Source organism: Arthrobacter sp. SLBN-100, from assembly GCF_006715305.1.
Classification (GTDB): Bacteria; Actinomycetota; Actinomycetes; order Actinomycetales; family Micrococcaceae; genus Arthrobacter.
This window is the reverse complement of record NZ_VFMY01000001.1, coordinates 4,190,688-4,215,483: the sequence shown is the minus strand read 5'-3', so window position 1 is coordinate 4,215,483 and position 24,796 is coordinate 4,190,688. Positions and strand designations below refer to the sequence as shown.

At 65.9% G+C, this 24,796-nt stretch carries 24 protein-coding genes; 13 read left to right on the top strand and 11 right to left on the bottom strand.

The genetic code is table 11. The features are described from left to right. Positions 1–52: 52 nt before the first annotated feature. Positions 53–1,465 carry an aminotransferase-like domain-containing protein gene (locus FBY31_RS19475; RefSeq protein WP_142044298.1) on the bottom strand — a complete coding sequence of 471 codons (1,413 nt, stop codon included), beginning with the start codon at positions 1,463–1,465 and terminating at the stop codon, positions 53–55. Here FBY31_RS19475 and FBY31_RS19470 point away from each other — a divergent pair. Both FBY31_RS19470 and FBY31_RS19465 read left to right on the top strand, forming a co-directional pair. Continuing rightward, a complete protein-coding gene (locus tag FBY31_RS19470) occupies positions 1,464–2,441 on the top strand; it encodes a DMT family transporter (RefSeq protein WP_142044296.1) in 978 nt (325 codons plus the stop codon). The two genes, FBY31_RS19475 and FBY31_RS19470, sit on opposite strands and share 2 nt — an antisense overlap. A 3-nt stretch (positions 2,442–2,444) precedes the next feature. After that, a complete protein-coding gene (locus tag FBY31_RS19465) occupies positions 2,445–3,077 on the top strand; it encodes an FMN-binding negative transcriptional regulator (protein ID WP_142044294.1) in 633 nt (210 codons plus the stop codon). Here FBY31_RS19465 and FBY31_RS19460 read toward each other — a convergent pair. Beyond that, on the bottom strand, positions 3,074–3,898 hold the full coding sequence (locus tag FBY31_RS19460) for an SDR family NAD(P)-dependent oxidoreductase (protein WP_142044292.1): 825 nt from the start codon (positions 3,896–3,898) through the stop codon (positions 3,074–3,076). The two genes, FBY31_RS19465 and FBY31_RS19460, sit on opposite strands and share 4 nt — an antisense overlap. A 146-nt stretch (positions 3,899–4,044) precedes the next feature. Here FBY31_RS19460 and FBY31_RS19455 point away from each other — a divergent pair, with 146 nt between their 5' ends. Continuing rightward, positions 4,045–4,431: a TfoX/Sxy family protein gene (locus tag FBY31_RS19455; protein WP_142044290.1), complete on the top strand. Its 387-nt coding sequence runs from the start codon at positions 4,045–4,047 to the stop codon at positions 4,429–4,431. Positions 4,432–4,582: 151 nt separating this feature from the next. Here the strand turns inward: FBY31_RS19455 and FBY31_RS19450 are convergent, their stop codons facing one another. Both FBY31_RS19450 and FBY31_RS19445 read right to left on the bottom strand, forming a co-directional pair. Then, positions 4,583–5,986 (bottom strand): GntP family permease, encoded by a 1,404-nt coding sequence (locus tag FBY31_RS19450; RefSeq protein ID WP_142044288.1) that lies wholly within the window; start codon positions 5,984–5,986, stop codon positions 4,583–4,585. 44 nt (positions 5,987–6,030) lie between these two features. After that, entirely contained in the window at positions 6,031–6,567 is a 537-nt protein-coding gene (locus tag FBY31_RS19445) for a gluconokinase (RefSeq protein ID WP_142044286.1), read from the bottom strand. A 190-nt stretch (positions 6,568–6,757) separates the two neighbouring features. On the opposite strand from FBY31_RS19445, the gene FBY31_RS19440 reads away from it, so the two are divergent. Beyond that, positions 6,758–7,492: a FadR/GntR family transcriptional regulator gene (locus tag FBY31_RS19440; RefSeq protein ID WP_142044284.1), complete on the top strand. Its 735-nt coding sequence runs from the start codon at positions 6,758–6,760 to the stop codon at positions 7,490–7,492. 242 nt (positions 7,493–7,734) lie between these two features. Here the strand turns inward: FBY31_RS19440 and FBY31_RS19435 are convergent, their stop codons facing one another. Beyond that, positions 7,735–7,938, bottom strand: coding sequence for a cold-shock protein (locus FBY31_RS19435; protein ID WP_050056011.1), 204 nt, complete (start codon positions 7,936–7,938; stop codon positions 7,735–7,737). A gap of 245 nt (positions 7,939–8,183) precedes the next feature. On the opposite strand from FBY31_RS19435, the gene FBY31_RS19430 reads away from it, so the two are divergent. Further along, positions 8,184–9,482: a flavin-containing monooxygenase gene (locus FBY31_RS19430; protein WP_442858198.1), complete on the top strand. Its 1,299-nt coding sequence runs from the start codon at positions 8,184–8,186 to the stop codon at positions 9,480–9,482. Between the two features lie 80 nt (positions 9,483–9,562). Here the strand turns inward: FBY31_RS19430 and FBY31_RS19425 are convergent, their stop codons facing one another. Both FBY31_RS19425 and FBY31_RS19420 read right to left on the bottom strand, forming a co-directional pair. Further along, positions 9,563–11,008 carry an SLC13 family permease gene (locus tag FBY31_RS19425; RefSeq protein ID WP_142044282.1) on the bottom strand — a complete coding sequence of 482 codons (1,446 nt, stop codon included), beginning with the start codon at positions 11,006–11,008 and terminating at the stop codon, positions 9,563–9,565. 12 nt (positions 11,009–11,020) lie between these two features. Then, entirely contained in the window at positions 11,021–12,139 is a 1,119-nt protein-coding gene (locus tag FBY31_RS19420) for a PrpF domain-containing protein (RefSeq protein WP_142044280.1), read from the bottom strand. Between the two features lie 238 nt (positions 12,140–12,377). On the opposite strand from FBY31_RS19420, the gene FBY31_RS19415 reads away from it, so the two are divergent. The 8 genes from FBY31_RS19415 to FBY31_RS19380 all read left to right on the top strand — a co-directional run bounded on the left by FBY31_RS19415 (position 12,378) and on the right by FBY31_RS19380 (position 22,283). After that, positions 12,378–13,316, top strand: coding sequence for a LysR family transcriptional regulator (locus FBY31_RS19415; protein WP_142044278.1), 939 nt, complete (start codon positions 12,378–12,380; stop codon positions 13,314–13,316). A gap of 57 nt (positions 13,317–13,373) precedes the next feature. Further along, positions 13,374–13,640 (top strand): type II toxin-antitoxin system Phd/YefM family antitoxin, encoded by a 267-nt coding sequence (locus FBY31_RS19410; RefSeq protein WP_142044276.1) that lies wholly within the window; start codon positions 13,374–13,376, stop codon positions 13,638–13,640. Continuing rightward, positions 13,637–14,041 carry a type II toxin-antitoxin system VapC family toxin gene (locus FBY31_RS19405; protein WP_142044275.1) on the top strand — a complete coding sequence of 135 codons (405 nt, stop codon included), beginning with the start codon at positions 13,637–13,639 and terminating at the stop codon, positions 14,039–14,041. The genes FBY31_RS19410 and FBY31_RS19405 overlap by 4 nt, the downstream gene beginning before the upstream one ends. Before the next feature lie 102 nt (positions 14,042–14,143). Further along, positions 14,144–15,586, top strand: a complete 1,443-nt coding sequence (locus FBY31_RS19400; RefSeq protein WP_142044273.1) for a DUF3375 domain-containing protein — start codon at positions 14,144–14,146, stop codon at positions 15,584–15,586. Next, positions 15,583–16,248 carry a DUF4194 domain-containing protein gene (locus FBY31_RS19395; protein WP_142044271.1) on the top strand — a complete coding sequence of 222 codons (666 nt, stop codon included), beginning with the start codon at positions 15,583–15,585 and terminating at the stop codon, positions 16,246–16,248. Before FBY31_RS19400 ends, FBY31_RS19395 begins: the two co-directional genes overlap by 4 nt. Continuing rightward, on the top strand, positions 16,245–19,661 hold the full coding sequence (locus FBY31_RS19390; RefSeq protein ID WP_142044270.1) for an ATP-binding protein: 3,417 nt from the start codon (positions 16,245–16,247) through the stop codon (positions 19,659–19,661). Before FBY31_RS19395 ends, FBY31_RS19390 begins: the two co-directional genes overlap by 4 nt. Then, on the top strand, positions 19,654–20,949 hold the full coding sequence (locus FBY31_RS19385) for a Wadjet anti-phage system protein JetD domain-containing protein (RefSeq protein WP_142044268.1): 1,296 nt from the start codon (positions 19,654–19,656) through the stop codon (positions 20,947–20,949). Before FBY31_RS19390 ends, FBY31_RS19385 begins: the two co-directional genes overlap by 8 nt. A 203-nt stretch (positions 20,950–21,152) precedes the next feature. Then, positions 21,153–22,283, top strand: a complete 1,131-nt coding sequence (locus FBY31_RS19380) for a hypothetical protein (protein ID WP_142044266.1) — start codon at positions 21,153–21,155, stop codon at positions 22,281–22,283. Between the two features lie 15 nt (positions 22,284–22,298). Here the strand turns inward: FBY31_RS19380 and FBY31_RS19375 are convergent, their stop codons facing one another. Genes FBY31_RS19375 through FBY31_RS19360 form a run of 4 tightly spaced genes read right to left on the bottom strand, consistent with a single transcriptional unit; the run spans position 22,299 to position 24,751 of the window. Further along, entirely contained in the window at positions 22,299–22,646 is a 348-nt protein-coding gene (locus FBY31_RS19375) for a PRC-barrel domain-containing protein (protein WP_142044264.1), read from the bottom strand. Next, positions 22,633–23,040, bottom strand: a complete 408-nt coding sequence (locus tag FBY31_RS19370) for a hypothetical protein (protein ID WP_142044262.1) — start codon at positions 23,038–23,040, stop codon at positions 22,633–22,635. The genes FBY31_RS19375 and FBY31_RS19370 overlap by 14 nt, the downstream gene beginning before the upstream one ends. Further along, positions 23,037–24,266, bottom strand: a complete 1,230-nt coding sequence (locus tag FBY31_RS19365) for an Nramp family divalent metal transporter (protein WP_142044260.1) — start codon at positions 24,264–24,266, stop codon at positions 23,037–23,039. The genes FBY31_RS19370 and FBY31_RS19365 overlap by 4 nt, the downstream gene beginning before the upstream one ends. Beyond that, complete coding sequence (locus FBY31_RS19360) at positions 24,263–24,751, bottom strand: hypothetical protein (protein WP_142044258.1); 489 nt, start codon at positions 24,749–24,751, stop codon at positions 24,263–24,265. Before FBY31_RS19360 ends, FBY31_RS19365 begins: the two co-directional genes overlap by 4 nt. Between the last annotated feature and the right edge of the window lie 45 nt (positions 24,752–24,796).

Below are 24,796 nucleotides of genomic sequence, written 5' to 3'. Positions count from 1 at the left end.
GCGCAGGCGGCGGATGATTGTGGACGTCTGCACCGTATGCGCCCTCTGACCCTTAGCCCCCGTTCCGTTCCAGCATCTCCCCGACGATCCGGGCGCCCTCGGGAAAGGCACCCGGATTCGTCCCTGAGTAGTTGAGCCGGATGAACGGGCCCGCCGGTTCGGCCGGGAACCACTCGTTGCCGGGAGCAATAACCACGCCGGCGGATTCGCAGTCCCGGGCCAGCCGCGCCAGGTCAGTCCCGTCCGGCAGCCGCACCCAAACGTTCAGGCCGCCTTTGGGCACCTGCTCAATGTGGCCCTGCGGCGCGTGCTCATGCAGGCTGGCGACCAGCAGGTCGCGGCGGGATTCAAGCTGGTGGCGAAGGCTGCGCAGGTGCGTCTGCCACCCTGGCTGCGTGACGACGTCGAGCGCGGCCGCCTGCAGCAGCCCGCTGACGTACATCGACTCGGCTGCGCGGTCCGCAAGGATGCGTTCCCGCGCAGGACCGCGGGCGATCACCGCGGCCACCCGGATCGACGTGGACACACTCTTGGTGAGCGAGCGCAGGTAGACAACATGGCCCGAGTCGTCGCGGGAAGCGACCGGCACGGGGCTGGTGGTGATGCCAAAATCGTGCGCCCAGTCGTCCTCCACCAGGAACGCGCCCTGCGCACGCACCACATCCAGCACCTGGTCACGCCGCTCCGCCGTCCACTGGGCGCCGGTGGGGTTCGCGTAATTGGGTTGCGCGTAAAAGACCCTGGCCCCGGACTCCTCGAAGGCCCGGGTCAGTTCCACGGCGTCGGGACCGTCCGGTCCGGTGGGCACCGGGACCACACGGACTCCCGCCTGCGCGGCAGCCAGGATGGCGCCCCAGTACGTGGGCGACTCCAGCAGCAGCGGCTGCCCCCTGCCCACCAGCGCGCTGAAGATTGAGCTCAGTCCGCTCTGGCTTCCAGGAAGCACGACGACGTCGCTTGGGTTGGGCGGGGTGGTCCCGGCCGGCGTCAACGCACCCAGCTCGTGCGCGAACCACGACTGCAGCTCCGGGAGGCCAGCCGCAGGAGGACGGGACAGGGCGGCGTCGCCGCGGGCAGCCCGGGTGAGGGCGGCCCGCACCAGCCGTTCGGGCAGCAGTTCGCGGGCCGGGTAGCCGGAGTGGAAGGAAATGACGCCGAGCGGCAGGTCGCGCATGGTGGACGATGCCGGGGGCAGCGCCGCGCGAGGTGAGCGCAGGGCCGCCGTCTGCCAGCCGTAGTCAGAAGGCTTCGCGGTCCGGGCAGCGCGCACAAATGTCCCCACGCCGGGCCTGCTCTCGATAAGGCCCTGCGCTGTCAGTGTTTGCAGCGCCTTCTGCACCGTCACCGGGCTGGCCTGGTACTCGGCCACCAGCGAACGGGTGGACGGCAGTTTGGCGCCGGGCGCGGCTCCAGCCATCCAGGTTTTCAGGTGCGCCGCGATCCGCGAACTGCTATCGTTGTTCATGAGAGACAATAGTAGCGCTACTCTTATCCAGCGCACAGTGATACTGCCACTGCAGGCCTCCGGAGTCTGGCTGGGCTTCATTGGAGTGGCGGCGTTCTCGTTCACCGTCCCGTTCACCAAAGTGGCGGTGGCCAGCCTGTCGCCGCTCTTCATCGGCTCCGGACGCGCAGTGGTGGCAGCCGTGCTGGCAGGTTCAGCCTTGGCACTTACCCGGCAGCGGCTCCCCCGCGGAATGCAATGGGCACGTCTGTCCGTAGTGGCGGCCGGCGTCGTCGTCGGCTTCCCGCTACTGACTTCCTTTGCCTTGACCGCCACCCCCGCCAGCCACGGGGCTGTGGTGATCGCTTTGCTGCCGGCCGCTACTGCAACGGCCGCAGTCCTCCGCGGGCGGGAACGGCCGCCGCCGGCATTCTGGCTGGTCACCACGGCTGGCGCCGTCGCAGCCGTCGTCTTCGCCTCCCTTCACTCCGGCGGCTTCGGGCAGCTGCACTGGGCGGACGGCCTGCTCCTCGGTTCGGTGGCTGCCGCTGCTGTCGGCTACGCGGAGGGTGGCCTGCTGGCCCGCGAGCTTGGCGCCTGGCAGACCGTTTCCTGGGCACTGGTGCTGGCGGCGCCGCTGATGGTGCTGCTGACCGGTGTGTCCATCGCCCAGCAACCGCCGTCGGCCGGGCCGATGGAGTGGCTCGCGTTCGCCTACGTCGGCGTGGTCAGTATGTTCCTGGCGTTCTTCGCCTGGTACCGCGGCCTGGCCATCGGCCCCATCGCCTCGGTCAGCCAGATCCAGCTCATCCAGCCGGTCCTGACCATCTGCTGGGCGGCCCTCCTGCTGGGCGAGAGCCTGACATGGCCCACAGCCCTCGGCGCACTCGCGGTCATCCTCTGCGCTGGCGCCGCCGTCCGGGTCCGGCTCCAACCTGCACCGGCTCCGCCCAGAGTTGCCCGTCCTGCCCGAACCCTCCAGCCAGCAAAGGACTAGACCATGTACACCCCAGCCCATTTCACCGCCAGTCCCGAGACGGTCCAGCACCTCCTTGACCGCCCCGGCGCGGCCAACCTGGTCACCATGACGCCGCAGGGCCTCCTCGCTACGCTCCTGCCGGTTGTCTATGATCCCGACGTCGGAGAGCGCGGAGCGCTGCAGGGGCACGTTGCCCGGAACAACATGCAGTGGTCCGAACCCGCGGCCGCGGAATCGCTGGCCATCATCCAGGGAGCGGACGCCTACGTCTCGCCGTCCTGGTACGCCTCCAAGGCTGAACATGGACGGGTTGTTCCCACCTGGAACTACACAACCGCCCACGTCTACGGGCGGCTGGTGGTCCATGACGATCCGGAATGGATTTCCCGCCAGGTCCGGCGGCTCACCGGGGTGCACGAGGCTGGGTTCGACCAGCCGTGGAGCGTGGACGACGCGCCTGAGCGCTTCATCACCGGCCAACTGCGGGCCATCGTGGGCGTGGAACTGGTGATCACCCGGATCGAGGCGAAGGCCAAGCTGAGCCAGAACCGGCCCGATGCCGACATTGACGGCGTGGTGGCCGGGCTTACCGCCAGAGGGCAGACGGGGATTGCCGCGGAGGTGGAGCAGGCGCGGGGTACGGCACGAACCTAGGAAGCGGGCGCAACCAGCTCTTCGCTCTTCTCCCACAGCCCCCGGGCAAGTTCGGCGTCATAGGCCTGCGGGTTGGCCTTGGCCAGGGCGCGCTTGGCGTAGTAGGCGCCGGAGATCCAGTCCTTGCCCGCGGTGCCGTTGATGAGCCACAACAGGGTGTCGGCGCCCTGGTCCGGGGTGAGCATGAACCGGTTGAGGAGGGTCTTGTACGCATGCCGGAACGGGCTGGTGGACTCCGCCGCGAAGTTGGTGCGGACCACGCCCGGGTGGAATGCCGCCGTCGTAATGCCCTGGCTTGCGTAGCGCCGGTCCAGCTCGGAGGTGAACAGGATATTGGCGAGCTTGCCGGTGCCGTAGGCGCGGTTGGTGGAGTAGCCGTGCTCGGCCGTGAGGTCGAAGAGGTCCAGCTTGCCGAAGCCGTTGGCGGCGCTGGCGGTGTTGATCACCTTGGCGTTGCTGGCGGTAAGGGTGTCCATCAGCAGCGTGGTGAGCAGGAACGGCGCCAGGTGGTTGATCTGGAAGGTGGACTCGTTGCCGTCCACGGTGAGGGCGCGCCTGCCCATGATGCCGCCGGCGTTGTTGGCCAGGACGTCGATGCGCGGGTAGTCGGACATCAGCTGCGCGGCGAGGGTGCGCACCTGCGCGAGTTCGGCGAAGTCACTGACGAAGTAGTCCGCGTCCAGCTCCTTGGCAATGGCGCGGGTCTTCTCGTCGGACCGGCCGACGACGACCACCTGCTCCCCTGCCTTCGCCAGGGTCCGGGCGGCTGCTGCGCCAATGCCGTCGCTGGCGCCGGTGATCACGATAGTGCGAGGAGTCAAGGGTAAGTCCTTTGGTCGGTCCGGTCTCAACGCCTGCTTGAGTGCGTTGCCTTTTGGCACAACGACGGCGGGCGTGCGGGTGTTCCCCGGTGCACCTGGCAGGGCATATCCTGCACACACAGCCGAGGTCCGGGAAAGGGAAACACATGGAGATGCCGAAAGCGTCAGACGAGGACAAGGATCGGTTCAGGTCCTTGGTCCCGGACCACCCGGACGTGGTGGTCAAGCCCATGTTCGGCAACCTGGGTGCCTTCGTGAACGGCAACATGTTCGCCGGGCTGTTTGGACCCACTATCGGCATCAAGCTCTCCCCGGCGGACCGGGACGAACTCGAAAGCGCGGAACGGACTGTCCCCTTCGGGCCGGCCGAGCGGCCGATGGGCGGCTACACGGGACTGCCGGCGATGTGGAACGAGGAAGGCGACGGCGACGACGCACGGGCGAAAGCCTGGATCCGCAAGGCCTTCGAGTACATTTCCACGCTCCCGCCGAAAGAGCCAAAGGCCACCAAAGCCCGGGCAGCCGGCCAGTAGTCAGCGGGCGGGTGCGACCGCGGGCTTGAGCCCGAACCCCATTTCCGGTGGTTGAGCCTGCCGAAACCCCGGGTACTACGACGGCGGGGCGCCCAGCATTTCTGCTGGGCGCCCCGCCGCTGTTGTTCGTCAGCCGTGGCTGGGAGGGAAGTCAGCCCGCCAGGCCGGCCACCAGGAAAATCGCGGCTGCGATGGCGAAGCCCATCACGCCGATGAAGGTTTCCATCACGGTCCAGGTCTTCAACGTGGTCTTGACGTCCATGCCGAAGAACCGGCCCACCAGCCAGAAGCCGGAGTCGTTGACGTGGGAGACCACGACGGAGCCGGCGGCCACTGCGATAACCAGGGCGGCCACCTGCATGCCGTTCAGTCCGGCCAGCGCCACGGCCGGTGCGATGAGGCCTGCCGTGGTGGTCAGGGCCACAGTGGCAGAACCCTGGGCGATGCGCAGGATGGCCGAGACCAGGAAGCCGGCCAGGATGAGCGGAATGCCCAGGTTGCCCAGGACGTCGGCCAGTGCGGCGCCGATGCCGGAGGTGCGCAGGACGCCGCCGAACATGCCGCCGGCGCCGGTGATCAGGATGACGGAGCAAACCGGCCCCAGGGAGGATTCGAGCAGCTTCTCGATTGCGCCGGCATCCTTGCCGCGCTTGGCGCCAAGAACGAACATGGCCACGATCACGGCGATCAGCAGCGCAACCGGGGTTTCACCGATGGTGCGCAGGACCTGGAACCACTGCTCGTTCTTGACTTCCTTGGCCAGCACTCCGGAGGTGGCCAGCGTGTTCAGTCCGGTGTTCAGGAAGATCAGGACCAGCGGCAGGAGCAGCAGTCCCACGATGGTGCGGAAGCGTGGCGGGTGGGATTCGGCTTCGGCGCTGGCGTGGCCGAGGAGCTCCGGCACGGGCAGGACCAGCTTCTTGCCGGTGTAGAGGCCGTACAGGTAGGCGGTGACGTACCAGGTGGGAATGGCAGTGATGAGGCCCGCAATCAGGACCAGGCCGATGTTGGCGTCAAAGAAGGCGGCGGCGGAGACCGGGCCCGGGTGCGGCGGCAGGAAGATGTGCATCACCGAGAACGCGCCGGCTGCGGGCAGGCCGTAGCGGAGCACTCCCCCGCCCAGGCGGTGGGCCACGGCGAAGACGACGGGCAGCATCACTACCAGGCCGGCGTCGAAGAAGATGGGGAAGCCGAAGATCAGTGAGGCCAGGCCCAGGGCGAACGGCGCGCGCTTCTCACCGAAGACGCCGATGAGGTAGTCGGCCAGCACCTTGGCGCCGCCACTGGTCTCCACGATCCGGCCGAGCATCGCGCCGAGGCCCACGAGGAGTGCCACGGTGCCCAGCGTTGTGCCGAAGCCGTTGATCAGGACGGGCACCACCTGGTTGGCGGGGATGCCGGTGGCGAAGGCCGTGGCAAGGCTGATGAGGATCAGGGCGATCAGCGCGTGCATCCGCAGCTTGATGATCAGGAACAGCAGGGCGACGATCGCGGCCGCGGCGATGAGCAGCAGCGGGCCTGCGCCCAGCGTCTGGGTCCATCCTTCGATGGTCATGATTCTCCTTTGAAACAGGATTGTTGGGGGGATTGGGGGAAGGCTTAGGATGCCTGGTCTGCGGGAAGCTGCAGCGCGGCGATGATGGTTTTGACCAGCTCTTCCGGCGACTTGGAAATGTCCAGCCGGAGACTTCCGGCAGCGATCTCCTCGTCGCTCAGCGGCTCAAGGGTGGCCAGCTGGCTGGGCAGGAGCGTGGGCGGCATGAAGTGGCCCTCGCGGCCCTGCATGCGCTGGCCGATCAGGTCCGCTTCACCGTGAAGGTGCAGGAAAAGGACGCGGCCCTCCGCCTGGGCCAGCAGCCGGCGGTAGCTCTGCTTGAGGGCGGAGCAGGTCAGCACCGTGCTTGTACCCGCTTGGGCCTTGACTGTCATCCAGTTCTGGATTTCCTGCAGCCAGGGCCAGCGGTCCTCATCCTGTAACGGAATGCCCTGGCTCATCTTCTCGATGTTGGACTGCGGGTGGAACTCGTCCGCTTCGGCGCAGACCCACCCGAGCTGCTGGGAGAGAGCTGCCGCGAGGGTGGATTTGCCGGAACCGGCAACGCCCATCACCACCAGGTGCGTGGCTGGATACTGCATGTTTTACCTCCGAAGAAGACGCCGTTGGCTTAGGGAAGAAAGCTCTTTGCGCATCCTTGGAGGAAACGCGCTGGAGATAAGGTATCACCTTTTTCGTGCACAGATACTATCTTTGCGTGTCACAAGTCATACCTTTCAGCCATCTTTGGGTAGGCTGGTACCGCGCAGGCGCGCAGAGGAAGGCAGGAAGATGTCGACGGCGACACCACAGGACCCGGACAACGCGGACGACGGCGGACCCTCCCCCGCCATGCAGGGGCGCGTTGTTGAGGCGCTTGGCGTAGCGATCGCCTCCGGCGACCTGCCGCCCGGAAGCCGGCTCACCCTGGAGGGGTTGCAGCAGGAATACGGGATTTCGCGCACCGTGGCCCGGGACACCATGAAGGTCCTCGAATCAATGAACCTGGTGTACTCGCGTCGCCGGGTGGGCATCGTGGTGCAGGAACGCCGGTTCTGGAATGTCTTCGACCCCAAACTGGTGCGTTGGCGGCTTGCCTCGGACCGGCGGGAAATCCAGTACAGCAGTCTCACGGAGCTGCGCATCGCCGTCGAGCCCATTGCCGCAGCCGGGGCGGCCCGCAGGGCGAGCGCCGCCGAACGGGCCAAGCTGACTTCCCTTGCCGCCGACCTGCGCCGCCTGGGCGAGGCCGGAGAGCTGGAGGCGTTCCTGGCGGCGGACATCGAGTTTCACTGCCTGCTGCTGGAGAGCTGCGGCAACGAAATGTTCCTTGCCCTGGAAGGCATGGTGGCCGAGGTGCTGACCAGCCGGACCAAGCAGGGGCTCATGCCGTTCAAGCCGCGGAACGAAGCGCTCCAGGCACACGAGGATGTGGCCGCCGCCGTGGCCGGAGGAGACGCCGGTGCCGCCGAGACGGCGATGCACCACATTCTGGATGAGGTCCGCAACGCGATGGGGCTGCGCTGAACAGGCGGGTTGAGCCGCCGGTGGTTGCTTCCCGGATGGGCGGCCCTGGCCCGCATGAGCGGTGCTGGCCAGGACCGTCCCTGCGGATCACGGCCGCGAATGCCGCAGGGACCGCTGCCGCGCTGCCCGTAACATCGTGGCCGAAGCCGTTGGTAGCACTACCGGGTTAAGCAAAAGCAGGGCCGGTCAGTGACCGGCCCTGCTAAAAATTGAAACCCTGAGGCCCCAGTTTCCCTAAAAAATTAGAGAGCCTGGATGTTGGTGGCCTGGGGACCCTTGGGGCCCTGCTCGGTTTCGAAGGAAACCTTCTGGTTCTCTTCGAGGGAGCGGAAGCCGTTGGAGTTGATCGCAGAGTAGTGTGCGAAAACATCCTGTGAGGAGTCATCGGGGGAAATGAAGCCGAAGCCCTTTTCAGCGTTAAACCATTTGACGGTACCAGTAGCCATTATTTTTGTCCTTCGTGAAGGTGGAGGAAAAGTCCCGACTTTCGGGTCCTCCGGTGTGGGGTGTTCAAAACCGCTACTTCAGAAGAACGCGGACTTTCGACCGCGCGTACTGCCTGAACTACCAACTGCATAAACACAACAACAGGATCAACACTACATGAGTTTTGGGACACGGATTACCACAGCGGCGGTCCGGGCGTATCCTGCCATCAGATCCACTCCCTCCTGAGCACCGGGAGAAAATTATGGAGACACCCAAGGCGTCCAGCGGTGAAGGGGCGAGCGCCGGCCGCGAGCTGCCGCGAATGATCAACACCCTGGTCATTGGTGCCGGCCAAGCGGGGCTGGCCGCCAGTTACTGGCTCACCCGGCATGGTGTGGAGCACCTGCTGCTGGAGCGGCGGAGCGGGCTCGGCGGTGCGTGGCAGGACCGGTGGGACTCCTTTTACCTGAACACGCCCAACTTTTTCTGCAGGCTTCCGGGACTCGCCTACGAGGGCCGGGAGCCTGACGCCTTCATCCCCCGGGATGCCGTCATAGACCTTTTCCGCGACTACGCCCAGTGGATCGCCGCACCGGTGCAGCTGGGAACGGAGGTCACCCGAATAAGCAGGGCAGACGGCGCGTTCAGGGCCGAAACCACCAGCGGCACGCTGGCCGCGGCGAACGTCGTCCTCGCAAACGGCGCCTTCCAGCGCCCGCGCATCCCTCCGGCGTCGGCGTTCATCCCCGCTCACGTGCACCAGCTGCACAGCCACGACTACCGCAACCCGCGCCAGCTGCCTGACGGCGCCGTCCTGGTGGTGGGCACCGGCCAGTCCGGCGGCCAGATTACCGAGGACCTGCTGGACGCCGGCCGCGAGGTGCACCTGTCCGTTTCAACGTGCCCGGAAGCGCCCCGCCGGTACCGCGGCCAGGACGTCCTCCACTGGATCCTCCAGCTCAACCTGCATGGTCCGGAGTATGGCTTCAACGGCCTTCAGGTGGAGAACCTCCCCTCCCCCGCCGCCCGTTTTCTGTGCAATCCCCTAATCTCGGGCAACGACGGCGGCCACAGCATCCACGTGCGGGAGCTGGGGCGCCGCGGCGTCCGCCTGCACGGCCGGTTCGAGGGAGCGGACGACGGCGTACTCGCCTTCAGCGACGACCTTCCCGAACGTCTGGCGCTGGTGGAGGCGGGCTTCAGCCAGCGCCTGAGGCTGGCGGATGCCTACATTGAGGCCGCCGGCATCGATGCGCCGCCCGCCGAGCCGGTCCCGGACGATCCGTGGCTTCCCCAGGAGTCCGGCGGACGGCTGGACCTGGATGCGGAGAACATCAGGTCCATCATCTGGGCCACTGGCTACAGCCTGGACTTCAGCTTCCTGGACATCCCGCTGCTGGACGAGTGGAACTATCCGCGGCACAGCCAGGGTGTCACTGAGGTCCCCGGCCTCTACGCCGTCGGACTTCCCTGGCTGACGAGGCACGCCTCCGCGACGCTTGGACTGGTGGGTGACGACGCCCAGCACGTGGTGGAGCACCTCGCGGGCCGGAGCCCCTGAACCCGCCTTCTTAACGACAACGGCCCGTCAGCCGAAGCACTGACGGGCCGTTGCCGGTAAGTCCAGACAGAGGGTACGGGCTACATGATGCCGGTGGGTACCAGCAGGGCCCAGGCCAAAGCGGGAGCAACCAGCACCACGCCGCCGGCGTACATCATCAGCTGCTTGTAGACGCGCTGCCGGTCATTGTCGCGGGCATTGGCAACCACCAGGGCGCCGTCGGTGGAGAAGGGCGAAACATCCACCACGGTGGCGGCAATGGCCAGAGCCGCGACCGTACCGGAGGCGCTCAGGGCGCTGGTGGCCAGCAGCGGACCGGCGAGCGGGATGAACGCGGTCAACAGGGCGGTGGAAGAGGCGAAGGCCGAGCCGACGCCGATCACGTAGCACAGGACCAGCGCGACGAGCAGGGGTGCACCGAGTGCCAGGGCCTGTTCGGCGAGGGTGTCGATGACGCCCACGTGCTGCAGGAGTGAGACGTAGGTGATCATGCCGGCCACCAGCAGGACCGTGGACCAGGAGACGCCGCCGATAAACGTCTGGTGTTCCTTGATGTTCACGAAGGCGAGCAGGAGCCCGGCGGACAGGGCGACGAAGCCGATAGGCATGTGGAAGCCCAAGGTGCAGACAAGCATCGCGGCGATCAGGACCAGGGTAAGGATCTGCTGGCCATGGGGGCGGCCGGTGCTGGTGGTGTCCACGTCGGCGAGCTGGCCGCCTTCGCCGTCGCGCAGCTTGCCCAGGAGGCCGAACAGCACGATGGTCAGCACTGAGAGGATGAGGTTCAGGGCGAAGCTGGCGATGAACAGTGCACCCTGGGAAATGGGGAACCCGTTTTCAACCGCAATGTTGTGGACCAGCACGCCGGCCACGGACAGCGGGGAAAAACCGCCGGCGTGGGCACCGTTGATGATGAACGCGCCCATAACAACGGGGTGGATGCGGGATTCGTAAGCGAAGCCCAGGGCTGCCGGTGCCAACAGCGCGACGGCGGCCGGCGAGAAAGTGCCCAGCGACGTCAGCGCGGCAGCGATCAGGAAGAAGACCCAGGGCAGCAGCATCGTCTTGCCCCTGACCAGGCGGACGCAGGTCTGGACGATGATGTTGATGGTGCCGTTCCGCTGGGCCATGCTGAAGAAGTAGGTGACGCCGATGATGGTCAGGACGATGCTGGCGGGGAATTCCTCGAGGATCTGCTTGTCCGTCATCCCGAGCATGAAGTAGCCGACGCCGAAGGAGGCTACTAGCCCCATCACGCCGATGTTCAGCGGCCACTTGGTGGCGACGACGAACATCACCACAAGGATGACGAGCGGGATGATCTGTACGGCTGTCATGGTGTGCTCCGGTTCCGAGGTGGCAGCCGGGTTGAGGATGCCACCCCCCAGCACGAGGGCAGCCAGTCCCAGGATCGTCAGGCCGGCCACCACCATCAGTAGGATACGGCGGCGGCGGTTGGGGCGCTCGGGACCGTTATCTTGAAGGTCGCCCTTGGGTGCAGCGGTACGGTTCGCAGTACTAGTCATGATGCTTACTCCTCATTGAGTGGCTCCCACGAGGGCGGCAGCAGCTGGGCTGCCCGAAACCTCGGGGAGATGGATGATGGCGGTGGCGATAGTGCGGGCAGTGCGGTCCACGCCGACGAGCAGGCTTCCGTTGTGCTCCTCGCTCCAGGTTTCAATCACCCCGGCGGGGCTCCGCAGCCGCAGGGTGGTCCCTACATTTCCGCCTGTGATGGCGTGCAATATGGTGCCCGGGGTGCGGGCGGCCAGGGTCAGGGCGATGCTGCCGGTGATGGCCAGGGCGGGGTGGGGCTTGCCCATGGAGAGCATCATGACGTTGACATCGGAGCCCAGTGCGGCTTCGGCGGGGGCGGCCACAATGGCGAGTTTGGGGATGGCCCGGGCAGCTTCGGCGGTAGTGGGGGCCAGCCCCATCCGCACGGCCGCCTGCCGCCGGATCTGCTCCAGGGTGTCCAACTGCAGCTCCACCCCTGCCCGCCAACTCTGGTAACAGGCCGGGTTCAGGCCCATCTCCTCGGCGCGGACCATCACGACCGGCGCTCCGGCGTCGACCATTGACACGGTCCACCGGGTTCCGCCGGCCGTGATGATGTCCGTCGCCGCGCCCGTAGGAAGCAGGTCCCCGGTAGTCTTGCCGGCGGGGTCCCGGAAGCCGAGCCCCACCGGGTAGCCGGGGAACGGCACGCCGGGCATTTGTCCCTCCGGAATGTCGGGCAGGACGCCTGCAGGTGTTGGTACGCGCTGGACGATGACCTGGTTGGTGTTGGTGTTGCGTGTGACGATCCGGGTGACGTCTCCGGTGGGGACCACCCAGCCCTTTTCGATCGCGTACAGGCCCACGACGGCGGAGCCGTTCCCGCAGTTGCTGCCCCAGTCCACACGGGCTTCTTCGATGCCCACCTGGGCGAAGGTGTATTCGACGTCGATGTCCCCGTCGGCGGGCCGGTGCAGGATTATGGCTTTGCTGGTGGTCGAGGTCGCGCCTCCCACGCCGTCAATTTGGCGTGGGTCGGGACTGCCGAAGAGCCTCGGCAGCAGCACATCGAGGCTGGCGCCACCCTCCCGGAGGTGCTCTGCTTCGAACACCCAGCACTTGCTGGTGCCTCCACGCATCCATTCCGCTTCGATCTTCATCGACTTCCACCTCTCCTTTGCCCCAATAACTTTTGGGGGCCTGAGAAAAGATTGAGCCAGATCACACTTTAGGACAATGTTGGATTTGTGAAGAGGAATGTAGAGTTACTTCATTCACTGAGGGCTAGCGACGATTTCGTAGGGCTACGCACCTAGGAACGAACGCGAAGCGCCGCACCGTGCGCGGCTTCACGGGTTTCATGCAGCAAATGAACGAAAAGCAGAGAGAGGAAAAGGAATGCTTAAGGAAGAGGAGCAGCCTCTGTTCGATATCCGGCGGCTTGCCCTTCTCCTGGAGGTGGTCGAGCAGGGATCGATCACGGCCGCCGCCGAGCTGATGATGTACACGCCGTCCGCCGTCTCCCAGCAGTTGCGAAAGCTCGAGCAGGAAGTGGGCCAGCCCCTGCTCAACCGCCGCTCACGCGGGGTGGTGCCCACCGAAGCCGGCCAGGTCCTCGCCGGACACGCCCGTAAAATCGTCCGGCAGATGAAGGCGGCCCAGTCCGACCTGGGCCAGATCGCCGGCCTGAAGCGCGGATCGCTGACGGTGGGCACCTTCCCCACCCTGGCCGGGTCCTTCCTGCCCATCGTCATCCGGACCTTCAAGAAGCGCTACCCCGCCATCGGCCTTTCACTGCGCAGCGCCCGCTTCGACGAGCTGGTGGCGGACCTGGAGTCGGGCGTCACCGGGCTCTGCCTGCTCTGGGACTACCCCTGGAATCGCTTTGAGGACGAGGCCATCCGGGTCACCGAGGTCTTTCAGGAGAGCACGGTGATCCTCGTGGCCCGCGGCCATAAGCTGGCAGGACGGGACCAGGTCAGCATGGAGGACCTGCGCAACGAGTCGTGGATCGTCCGGGCGGAGGCCCACCCGGTGGTGGAGGTCCTGCAGCGCTCGGCCCACGACGCCGGCTTCGAACCAACCATTGGCTTCCTGGCCAACGACTACCAGGAAGCCCAGGCCATGGTGAGCGTCGGCATGGGCGTGGCCATGGTGCCGAAAACTGCAGTGTCACTCCAGCATCCCGACGTGAGGGTACTTAGCCTCGGGCCCAGCGCACCGCTGCGGCGGATACTTTTGGCACAGCGCCAGGACAAGGTCTATGCCCCTGCTGAAGTTGCCTTCCATTCAACGTTGTTGGAGATCGCACGTGAGCGGGCCGCCGACTACCTCTAAAGGAGCATATGCTGCAGTGAACTGCTTCGCTTGCTACAATTGCTACGGAGGTGGCCCATGACAACAATTCCCCATCGCGAGCTACGCAACCAAAGCAGCAAAATCCTTGAGCGGGTGAAGAACGGCGAAACCATTGATGTCACCAACAACGGCGAAATCACGGCTACGCTGATCCCACCGTCGGCTTCACCCTTCGAACGCCTTCTCCTGGCGGGTCAGGTCCGGCCTGCAATCACAGGCCCCGTTGACTTCCGGAGCCTCCCCCGGGTCGCCTCGAAAACAAGCACTGGTGAAATCTTGGATGACCTTCGCGGGGACCGTTGATCATTCATGTCGACACCTCAGCGGTTCTGAAGCTCGTGGTGGCGGAACCGGAATCAGTGGGGGTTGCCGAATACCTTTCAAAGGCAGCATCCCTCGGAGACCAACTGGTCTCGTCAATGCTCCTCTACACCGAACTCCATTGCGCGGGGCACCGTCGCGATATCCCTTCCGAATTGGTAAATGGAGTCTTGGCTGGCATCAACCTTGTTGATGTGGCGAGATCAGACCTTATGTATGCAGCGGCAATGCCGGGCCGGTTGCGCAGTGCAGACGCAATCCATCTGGCCACCGCGATCCGGCTGCAAGCCGATGTCCTTGTTGCGTATGACGTCAAACTCGTAGCGGCTGCTGTTGAGGCTGGCCTGAACGTCCAATCGCCTGCCAAGGCCAGCGGCCCGTAATGCAATGGGACATCCACGCCGCTCCGCGGAAATTGTCCGAGGCAACGTGTAGCTTAGGCCTAATCCGTCATCGACACGCCTATTTCCGTCCAGAGGACTTCCATGGACTACTACGCCATCAATTCCCTCCGGGAGAACCACGCGGGATGGTCCCTGCTCCGCGCCCAGAACGCCCCACTGGCCCTGACCTTCTTCATGGCCGCCTTCACAGAACCCAATCAGCGGAACCTGGGCCGGCAAGAGCTTATCGATGTGCTGGATGACGTGCTGTTCGGGCTGCGGGACACTGAAGGCCAGGACAGGTTTCCGCGCCCCGCGGGCGAATACCTGGACGACTGGGCCGCGCCCGAGAGGGCCTGGCTGCGGAAATACTACGTCCCGGGCGCGGACGAACCGCACTACGACCTGACGCCGGCGGCCGAGGATGTGATCCGCTGGGTGGAGAACCTGCGCGGACGGGACTTTGTGGCCACCCAATCCAGGCTCACCAGCATCTTTGCGGTCCTGAAACAGCTGGTGCAGCAGTCCGAGACGGACCCGGAAGTACGGCTCGCCGAGCTGCAGCGGCAGCGGGACGGGATCGACGCCGAGATGCAGCGGATCCGAGACGGCAACATCCGCGTGATGACCGGCCCGGAAGCGCTGGACCACCTCCAGCAGCTGACCGCCCTGGCCAGGGACCTGCTGTCGGATTTCCGCGAAGTCGAACAGAACTTCCGCAAGCTGGACCGCCAGGTCCGGGAGCAGATCGCCACCTGGGACGGAACCCAGGGCGAACTCCTCGAATCGATCTTCAACAACCAGCAGGACATCAGCAGCTCCCTGCAGGGCCGCACGTTCCAGGGTTTCTGGGACTACCTGATGTCCCCGCAGCTGCGCAGCGAACTGCAGGACCTGCTCCAGCGGGCCACCCGGATCGAGGCGCTGGCAAGAACCGACAGCCTGGACGCCGTGGCGAACCTGCACCAGGACTGGCTTCCGGCTGTGGAGCAGACGCAGGCCACTGTCCGCCAGCTGTCCCAGCAGATGCGCAGGCTTCTCGATGACAAGGTGTTCCTGGAAAACAAGCGCATCATGCAGCTGATCCGCAGCGTCGAATCCGGCACCCTTGCCACCAGGGAGGCACCGCCGTCGGGCGTCTTCATGGAGATTGACGCGCCGTCCGTGGACGTGGTGCTGCCGCTTGAGCGGCCGCTGTACGAGCCCAGCCGGAAGGTGATGGTGGACGACTTGATTGAAACAGCCGACGACGGCGATGTTGACGCGGCCGCCCTGTTCAACCAGTTCCACGTGGACAAGGAACGCCTGAAGGCCAATATCGACGCCATCCTCGCCGAGGCGGACCAGGCCACCCTTGCCGACGTCACGGCAGCATACCCGCTCTCCCAGGGCCTCGCGGAAATCGTCGGCTACTTCCAGCTGGCCACCGAATCCGACTGGGCCACCATCAATCCCGCGCGCTCCCAGCACCTCTCGTGGCAGCTGGCGGACGGAAGCGTCCGCGAAGCCACTGTTGAACAGATCATCTTCGGAAGGCCGGCATGAACCCCCTTAACCCCACCAGCCCAGATACCGAAGCCCGCACGTCCGAGGAGCTTCCCGCCGTCGTCACCCACCTCTTCAAAGGCGTGCTCTACGCAGAGGACAACGAGAAAGTCTGGCAGTCCCTGCTCGGCCTGACCTCCCACGTGCGCGATTATGTTTCCGTGCTGGGCCTTGACCTGATCCTGGACGAATCGGAGGGCTACGCGTTCCTCCGGTCGCGTGAAGATCCGGACCGCAGCCTGCCGCGGCTCATCGCCCGCCGGACCCTGACGTTCAACGTCAGCCTGCTGCTGGCCCTGCTGCGCGGCCGCATGCTGGAGTTCGACACCAACAGCAGCGAAGTCCGGCTCATCATGACCGGGCAGGACATCGCGGACATGGTTTCGGTGTTCCTGCCGGAATCCAGCAACGAAGCGAAGATCCTGGACAGGCTGGGCGCGGATATCAAGAAAGTCCAGGAGCTCGGTTTCCTGCGCAAACTCAATGGGCAGGCGGACACCTATGAGGTGGTGCGAATCCTCAAAGCGTACGTGGATGCGCAGTGGCTGGAAGAGTTCGACGCGCGGCTGGCCGACTACCGGGCGACGCTCGCCGGAGAGCCGCCCGCCGCGGAACGGGCCGCCGCAGAGCGCCGGGCTGAGGCGCAGGAGGAGGGGAAATGACAGCGGACCTTGAAACGGACTTCCAGGAGAGCCTGTTCAGCCTCGATGACGCGGCGGAGAGCGGCGGTACTGTCCCAGGCTTCCGGCTGCAGCGCCTGGAGCTGCTTAACTGGGGAACATTCCACCAGGGGGTGCGGACGTTCCTGCTGGACGGGGCGAACAGCCTGCTCACCGGTGACATCGGTTCGGGCAAATCCACGGTGGTGGACGCGATCACCACGCTGTTGCTGCCCGCACATAAGATCGAGTACAACAAAGCCGCCGGGGCGCAGAAGAAAGAACGCTCCCTGATGTCCTACGTCAGGGGTTTTCACAAGAGCGCCCGAAGCACCGGAGGCGAGTACTCCAGGCCGGTGGCCCTCCGCGGTACAGGGCAGCTGACCGTGGTGCTCGGGGTCTTCCACAATGCTGTCCTGGGCAAGTCCGTCACGCTGGCCATCACGCTCTGGGCCACGCAGGAGGCTGGGACGCCCAACCGGTTCTACTCGCTGGCGGAAGCGGACCAGTCCATTGCCGCAGACTTCGCCAACTTCGGCCAGGACCCGATGAAGCTGAAGAAGAAGCTCCGGGCCGCCGGTGTGTCGGTCCATGACACCTTCGATCCCTACGCGGCGGCCTTCAAACGGCAATTCGGCATCAGCGGCAACCAGGCAATGGAGCTGTTCCACCGTACGGTGTCCATGAAGCAGGTCGAGAACATCACTTCCTTCGTGCGCACCAACATGCTGGAGGATGACGACGTCGCCGAGCGCATCGCCAAGCTGATCAGCCACTTCGACGACCTGAAGAAAGCCCACGACGCCGTCCTCCGCGCCAAGGACCAGATCAACCTCCTCACACCCATCAAGGCGGGCGCGGACCAGCATGCGAAGCTCAGCGCCGACGACGAACTGGCTCGCCGGCAACGCGACCAGCTGCATCCCTGGTTCACGGACCGGAAGCTGCAGCTCAGCCTGGAGCACAAGGCCGAGCTGGAGCGGACGGGCCTGCGGTTGCAGGAGGATTCCGCCCGGCTCGGCGGCGGAATCAAGCAGTTGCGCCGGGACCTCGCCGGATTGGAAGAGGACATCCGCACCAACGGGGGCGGCCGGCTGACGGCGATCGACGCCGAACTGTCCGCCCTCGAGGCCAAGTCCGCCGAACAGCGGCAGCGGTTCGAGGCGTACTCCTCCGCCGCGGCGGACCTGGGCCTGCAGATTCCCGAGGACCGCGTCCTGTTCGATGCCAACCGGGCAAGGCTCACCGAGGTGGAGCACGACCTGGCGCGCCGGTCCGAAGCTCTCCAGGAGGACCGAACAGCAGTGTCCATCCAGCAGTCCGGGCGCAAGGCCAAAGCTGCGGACATCGCCGCCGAGCTCAGCAGCCTGCAGGCCCGGCGCAACCTGATTCCGCTCCCCCAACTGGACATCCGCCGCCGTCTGGGCGAGGGAACAGGGATCAAGGAAACCGAGCTGCCCTATGTGGGCGAGCTGCTCAAGGTACGCGACGGCGAATCGGCGTGGGAGGGTGCCGCCGAACGCACCTTGCACGGTTTCGCCCTCTCCCTCCTGGTTCCCGCGGAGCACTACGCTGCCGTCAGCGCCTGGGTGGATGCCAACAACCTGCGCGGCAGGCTGGTGTACCTGCGGATCGGGGATTCGGGTTTCGACGGGCTCAACCACCGGCAACCTGAGCCGGGGACGCTGGCAGCAAAGATCGCCATCAAGCAGGGCACGCCTTTCAGGGACTTCTTGCAGGACGAACTCAGCAGCCGGTTCGACTACTTCTGCTGCGACAACCTGGCGGACTTCCGCCGCTACCCTAAGGCACTGACTGCGAACGGCCAGCTCAAGGGCGGGCGGGGCAGGCACGAGAAGGACGACCGCAAGGATCTGGCGGACCGGCGCAACTATGTGCTGGGCTGGGACAACCACGACAAAATCGCCCGGTTCCGCGCCGAACAGGACGAGGTTCAGGGCCAGCTCAAGGTGCTGGCCGGCCAGCTGGACAAGGTCAACGCGGAACTGGGCGCGCTGGGCCGGTATAACCAGCAATTGGGAACTGTCCGCTCAGTGGCAGAATTCGGCGGGATCAGCTGGCAAGCCACTGCCCGCGGCATCGAGGACCTGAAAGCGGAGAAGCGCGCGCTGGAGACCACCAGCGATGTCCTGCAGCAGCTCATGGCGAAGAAGGCCGAGGTGGCCGCCCAGCTGGAACGGCTGGAGGACAAAGCCGGGAAGCTGCAGCAGCGGCTGGGCGCCAACGAGAAGGATGCCGGGGACATCGCCGAGGCCATCGAGGAGTGCCGGGGCATCCTGGCCGGGAACCCGGTGACGGACGACGGCGCGGTGCTGGCCGCCGTCGCACGCCTCACCGATGCGGCGCTCGGGGACAAACCGCTGACGTACCGGAACACCGGCACCGTGGAGAGCACCGTCCGTTCCGGGCTGACGGACACCATCGATGCCCTGTCCAAGCGGATCGCCCGGGCGGCGGAGGGCACCATCCGGCAGATGGCCGACTTCCGCAACAAGTACCCGAACGAGACCACTGACTTCGACGCCTCATTGGAGGCCGCCGCGGACTACAACAGGCTCCTGGAGCAGTTGGTGGGCAATGATCTGCCCCGGTTCGAGGACCAGTTCAAGAACCTGCTGAACCAGAACACCATCCGCGAGGTGGTGGCGTTCAACGCCTTCCTGGACAGCCGGCGGCAGAACATCGTGGCCCGGATCGGCGAGATCAACGAGTCGCTGGCGGGAATTCCGTACAACACCGGCCGGCACATCCAGCTCGAGCACCAGGCCACCTCCGACCAGGACGTGCGCGAGTTCGGCAGCGACCTCCGCGCCTGCTCGGAGGGGACCATTGGCGATGAGGACCAGTACTCAGAGCAGAAGTACCTGCAGGTGGAGCGGCTGATCGACCGGTTCCGGGGCCGCGAAGGGCTCACCGACCTCGACCGGAAGTGGACAGCCAAGGTCACCGATGTGCGGAACTGGTTCACGTTTTCTGCCTCCGAGAAATGGACCGAAACCGGCGAGGAGTACGAGCACTTCACGGACTCCGGCGGCAAGTCCGGTGGCCAGAAGGAGAAGCTCGCGTACACCATCCTCGCCGCGGCCCTGGCCTTCCAGTTCGGGCTTGGATCAGGCAAGGCGTCGGGCAGGAATGCCGGCAGCGGCCGGAGTTTCCGGTTCGTGGTGATTGACGAGGCGTTCGGCCGTGGCTCAGACGAATCGGCACGGTACGGGCTGGAGCTGTTCCAGCGGATGAAGCTGCAGCTGCTGATCGTCACACCCCTGCAGAAGATCCACGTGATCGAGCCGTTCGTTTCGCATGTGGGGTTTGTAGCCAACACCAACGGTGACGATTCGCAGCTGCGCAACATGACCATCCAGGAATACCGCGACGAGAAGGACCGGCGTGCCTAAGCGGCGTCCCGCGGGCCCCGAACCGGGCTTGCGAGGTTTGGGAAGGGACCACCGCGCTGAGTCCTGGACCGCGCTGGCTGACCTGCGGGCGCTTTCGCTGAAAGCCTGGAACAGCGGCTCACTCCTCCGCGAACTGGTGAATCCCAGCGGCGCGTACCCCCGCCGTCGTGCCTTGAAGCGTCCGACGGCGGCGGCGCTCTTGGCTGATTATGCGGCGGCCCGTGCGTGGGCGGCCGAGTTGTTTGCCGCAGTCGGGCCGTTCACTTTGGAGACGGCCGAGGTGGGCCGCACCACGATCGGTTCCAACCAATTGCCTGCGGCGGCTGTATTTGCATCCGCCGGGGATGAAATCGCCTTTGCGGGCAGGACCAGGGACGCCGCCCGGTTCGTGGAGCTGGCCGAAGGATTGTCGGGGCTGGACCCTGCCTTCCGCACATGGGCGCTGCGGCGGCCGCTGCAGCTGGTGGAACTCGGTGCCGATGCTTTGGCTGCGGCCCGTATTGTCTTGTGGCTGCGGGATAACCCTGAGCCCGGGGTTTACGTCCGGCAACTCAGCCTGCCGGGGGTGCACACCAAGTTCGTCGAGAACCACCGGCGGGTGATCGACGAGCTGGCGGAGGCGCTCTCTGCACGGTCAGCAGGTAACAACTCCAGCGGTGATGAACAGTTGGACGATGTTCCGGTTGATCCTGGCTCGCTGCTGGGGCAGCCAGGACGCACTCCTGCCGCCCGTTTCGCAACAAGGCACGGGTTCCTGCATCCGCCCGAACTCGTCAGGTTCCGTTCGCTGGATCCAGGCCTGCCCCTGCTGGGCCAGGTGCGGGACCTGACCGTCACTGCCGAGGCGTTCGGCACCCTGGAACTGCCGGTCAGTAGGGTGGTGATCACCGAGAACCTGGTCAATTTCCTGGCCCTCCCGGAGCACGCGGACACGCTGGCGGTCTACGGTGCAGGTTACGGCTTCTCCTCGCTGCGGGATGCCGGGTGGCTGCGGAACTGCGAGGTCTTGTACTGGGGCGATCTGGACACCCACGGTTTCCAGATTCTTGACCAGCTTCGGGCGGTACACCCGCATGTGGCGAGCGTACTCATGGATGAGGCAACACTGCTGGCGCATCGTGATGTGTGGGGCAGGGAGCCGTCGCCGTCCAAGGCGGTGCTGAGCCGGTTGACGGCGCATGAGTCGGCAGTTTACGAAGGACTCGCGAACGACGGGTACGGCCCCGCGGTCCGCCTGGAGCAGGAGCTGATCCGGTGGGACTGGGCGCTCAAGCAGCTCTGCGGTTGAGCCTTACGGAACTTACTAACGGCCAAGCCCGAGAAAGACAGCAAGGGACTGCTCCACAGCAACCATGGTGTGGGCATCTACCCTTCCCAGCCCTGTACTTGCGGTGCGCCTGCCTCGCCGGTGATGATGGCGTAGCGCACGAGGCGCGACTGGCCAAGGGGTGGGGTTCCCTTCGCTGGCACAAGCGCCCCAGAAGGCTTTCATTGCTGCATTTTCCTTCCACCAATTCGGCTGCCCACCGGCCGTCCGCCCGCGATGTTGCCAGGCTCGGTGAACTGCTCGACGACGACGTATGGGCTTTCAGCAACTGCCGGGTGGACGCACCCGGGCGGCCAGTCGCGGAGGTTGACTGGTTCTTCTACAACGCCCGGCGCGGGACGATCATGGTCAGCGAGTGGAAGGGCTTTCCCCAGCGCGTCGTCTCAGCGACCGATACGGGCACGCGATGGCTGCTCGAAGGCGGGCTGATGGTTGCCAACCCCCTTGAGCAGGTTTCCAAGCAGCTCGATTCTGTGCGGGCAGTCCTCCGCGCCGGCATCCTTCCGCAGCACTTTCCTGGCTTTGATCCGCAGGAACTACGACTGATGCAGAGCGTTTACTCCCCGCAGGTGGATGAGCGGACGGCCATAGAACGGATCCGGTGGGGCAAGGTGTACGGGGGCCTTAGGGAACTGGCGGCCGTCATCTCAAATTCCGCAAGCCCGGCACCCCTTCTCCTGCCAGGTCACGGCGCACGTCTTGACCTGGCAAACGCGCTCTGCGGACTGTTCCGCACCACTTGCCTCCCCCATGTGAAGGCCCACCTCGGCGCACCGCAGAACGACGCGGGCATCGACGTCGCGCGGCGGATCAGCGAAATCCACCGGCAGATCGCCGCGCTTCATGGGGAACTCGCCGACTTGACGGAGCTGGCAGCAAGCAGCAATGGCCACCCCGCCGAGGCGAACCAACCGGCACACACGCAGCCGCCAATCACGAAGCCCGCACCACCCAAAGCAACGGGCAGGACCACCGCAGCGATGACCGAGCACCAGCGGATGCAAGCCCACGTTTCACGGAGTTTCCTGGGCGTCAACGGCAGCGCCGACGCCGCAGCCAAAGCACTGCAACAGGCGTGGGCCGCCGTAGTAAGCGATCCGCAGCTTAACGGCAAAGCGGGAATCAGCGTCACCCTGTTCGGGTCTGTGGGAACGCCCTTAATTAAGGAGAAACACGGTTCGCTGTCCAAGGTTCTCGGGATGCAGCTGCGTCAATGGTGCATCCTTCAGGCGGAAGCGGCAGGTATGAAGCCTTCGGACGTTCCCGGGAAGCCTTCCAACATACGCGTGCGGTGACGGTCACCGCCCTGATTACTCCTGCGCGCTACGCTCCAGCGCGGGCGAGTACGCGGTGAACCCCTCCCTCAGCCGGACACCCTGCACACCGATCATCGCGACGTCTTCCCACAGCACCAGGAATGAGCCGCGGTGCCGCCACCGCAGCATCGCCGGCAGCGGCCACGGCTGCCGGAGTTCGGTCCGCTCGTACCCCAGGAACGAGGAGGCACTGTGCGGGCTGACCACCAGCCCGAGCAGGCGCGCCTCGGCCAGAAGCTGCCGCGGGGCACCGTCCACCACGAACCGCGCGTCGGCCACCCTGCCCAGGCGCGTGCCGCCGTCGTCATAAACAGAAACGCCCACCTGGTCACCGAGGATCATGGCGGCCTCCCGGGATCCGCGTGATGATCTTGTCCCGGATCCAGCGCTCCACCCACGTCGCGTCGAGGTTCCCGCCGCGGACACCGAGCCTGATCACCACGTCCACACCGGCAACGTCTTTCCACGGAATGCGGATCAGCCGGGACGACGGCGGCCTGCCACCAAAGATGCGGGTCCCCAGCACCGCCCCGGTCAGCAGGGCGGTAATCACCGGAGCCGGCGTCCCCGGCGCCAGCTCCACATCCAGAGCGGGCCCGCTCAGCTCGAGGTCGTCCACCGTGGTGACAGGGACGCCGTCGTTATCCAGGACCTGCCGGTCCAGCAGGTGGAGCTGCGCGTCCAGGACGCGCCCCACCACGGCAGGCGGCGGCGCCAACGCCCGGAACGCGTTCATGATCCGGCTCCCGTCACGATCATCAGCGGTATGGCTGCCAGCGAAGCCACCAGGATGATCACCAGGTAGACCATGGCCAGCACGTTGACCGGGCGGCCGTTGACGTGCTGGCCCATGTACTGCGGATCGTTGGCCACAATGAGGATGGGCAGGTACGTCAGCGGAAGGGCGATCGCGGAGAACACCACCGAGTATTCGGTCACCAGCACGGGGTCCACGCCGGTGGCCAGGACCGCCAGTCCGATGAACAGGCAGATGATCATGGCCAGGTGGAAGCGGGCGGCCTCGGCCGGGCGGCGGAACTTGCCCCAGGACCAGCCGAAGAACTGGGCCAGCGTGTAGCCGCTGGAAAGGGTCGTCTCCAGGGCCGCGCCGAAGGTGGCCGCCACGAGGCCCACCAGCACAAACGCCAGCCCCACCTTGCCCACGCCTTCCGCCACTGGAAGAATCACCTGCGAGAGTGACGTCACGGCAATCCCGGCTGGCAGAAGCACCACCGCGGCGCAGCCGGCAATCGCCACGGACAGCAGCCCGCCGAGCGGGAAGCCGACCAGCACGTTGATCCGGGACTGGACCAGGTCCTTGATGGACCAGCCTTCCTCCACGGCTCCGGAGGAGAAGAAGAACACTTCGTAGGGTGTCATGGCCGCGCCGAACAGGGCGATGGCGTAATACCAGTAGGTGGACGCGGTTTCCTCGGCCGGCACCGCAGGGGCCAGGGCCTGCCCGGCGAGGTTTCCCCAATCCGGTTTGAGCAGGAACAGCGCCACGGCGAACACGATCAGGGTCAGTCCCAGCAGCCCGGTGACGTTCTCCATGATCGAGAACTTGACCCGCCACACCACCAGCCACACCGCGAGCGCGGCCACCGGGATCCACAACAGGTAATGGACGCTGCTGGCCAGCTGGAGCGCCAGGGCCACGCCGCCGATTTCCGCCGTCACCGTCATCAGGTTGATGAGGAAGGACGCGGACAGGTTCGCCAGGCCGGCCCGCGGCCCGAGGCGTTCGCGGATCACCTCGAAGGTCGCCCGGCCGGACGCGGCGGCCACCCGCCCGGACATGTTGGCGAACAGGCAGATGCCCACCACGCCCACGGCCACCACCCACACCAGCGAGAGACCAAAGCGGGAACCGACGACGGCGTTGGTCACCAGGTCGCCGATGTCCACGAATCCGCCGATCGCCGTCAGGACGCCAAGCGCGACGCCGAGGAGCCGCTTCACTTTCCGCCGTCCTTTGCGATCAGCCGGGACAGGCGGTCCGCCGCTTCGGACAGCTGCTGGCCACCGTCCGAAATGGACGGGGCGCCGTCGCCGCTGGCTACCGCGTTCCGGGCGGTTGTCATCGCTGCGGCGCAAAGGTCCAGGACGATGAGTGCCTCGTGGACGGACTCCCGGTCCTCTTCGCTTGCGGTAGGCAGTTTCAGCACTGAATCCCGGCTGGTCTCCAGCTCCTTGAGTGCGTCGTCCAGTGCGGTGGAGGTGGCCGCCTTGGTCAGCTTGCCCGCGGAATCGAGGCTAAGGGCAAGCCGGGCGGTGGCGATGGCTGATGCACTATCCTCAACGGCCGTCGAGATGGTGCTGCCGGTGCCGCTGCAGCCGGTGAGGAGAGCGAACGCGGCGAAGCCGGCGGCCAGCACTTGGCGGCGGCGCCGCTTTATGCCGGGCAGCTCTCTGGCTGGCCCGATCCGCGCCGCTCTGCTCAGCACTGCGCCTCCAGCCTCCGGAGCTCACCCGGGTGGTCCTGAACGCCC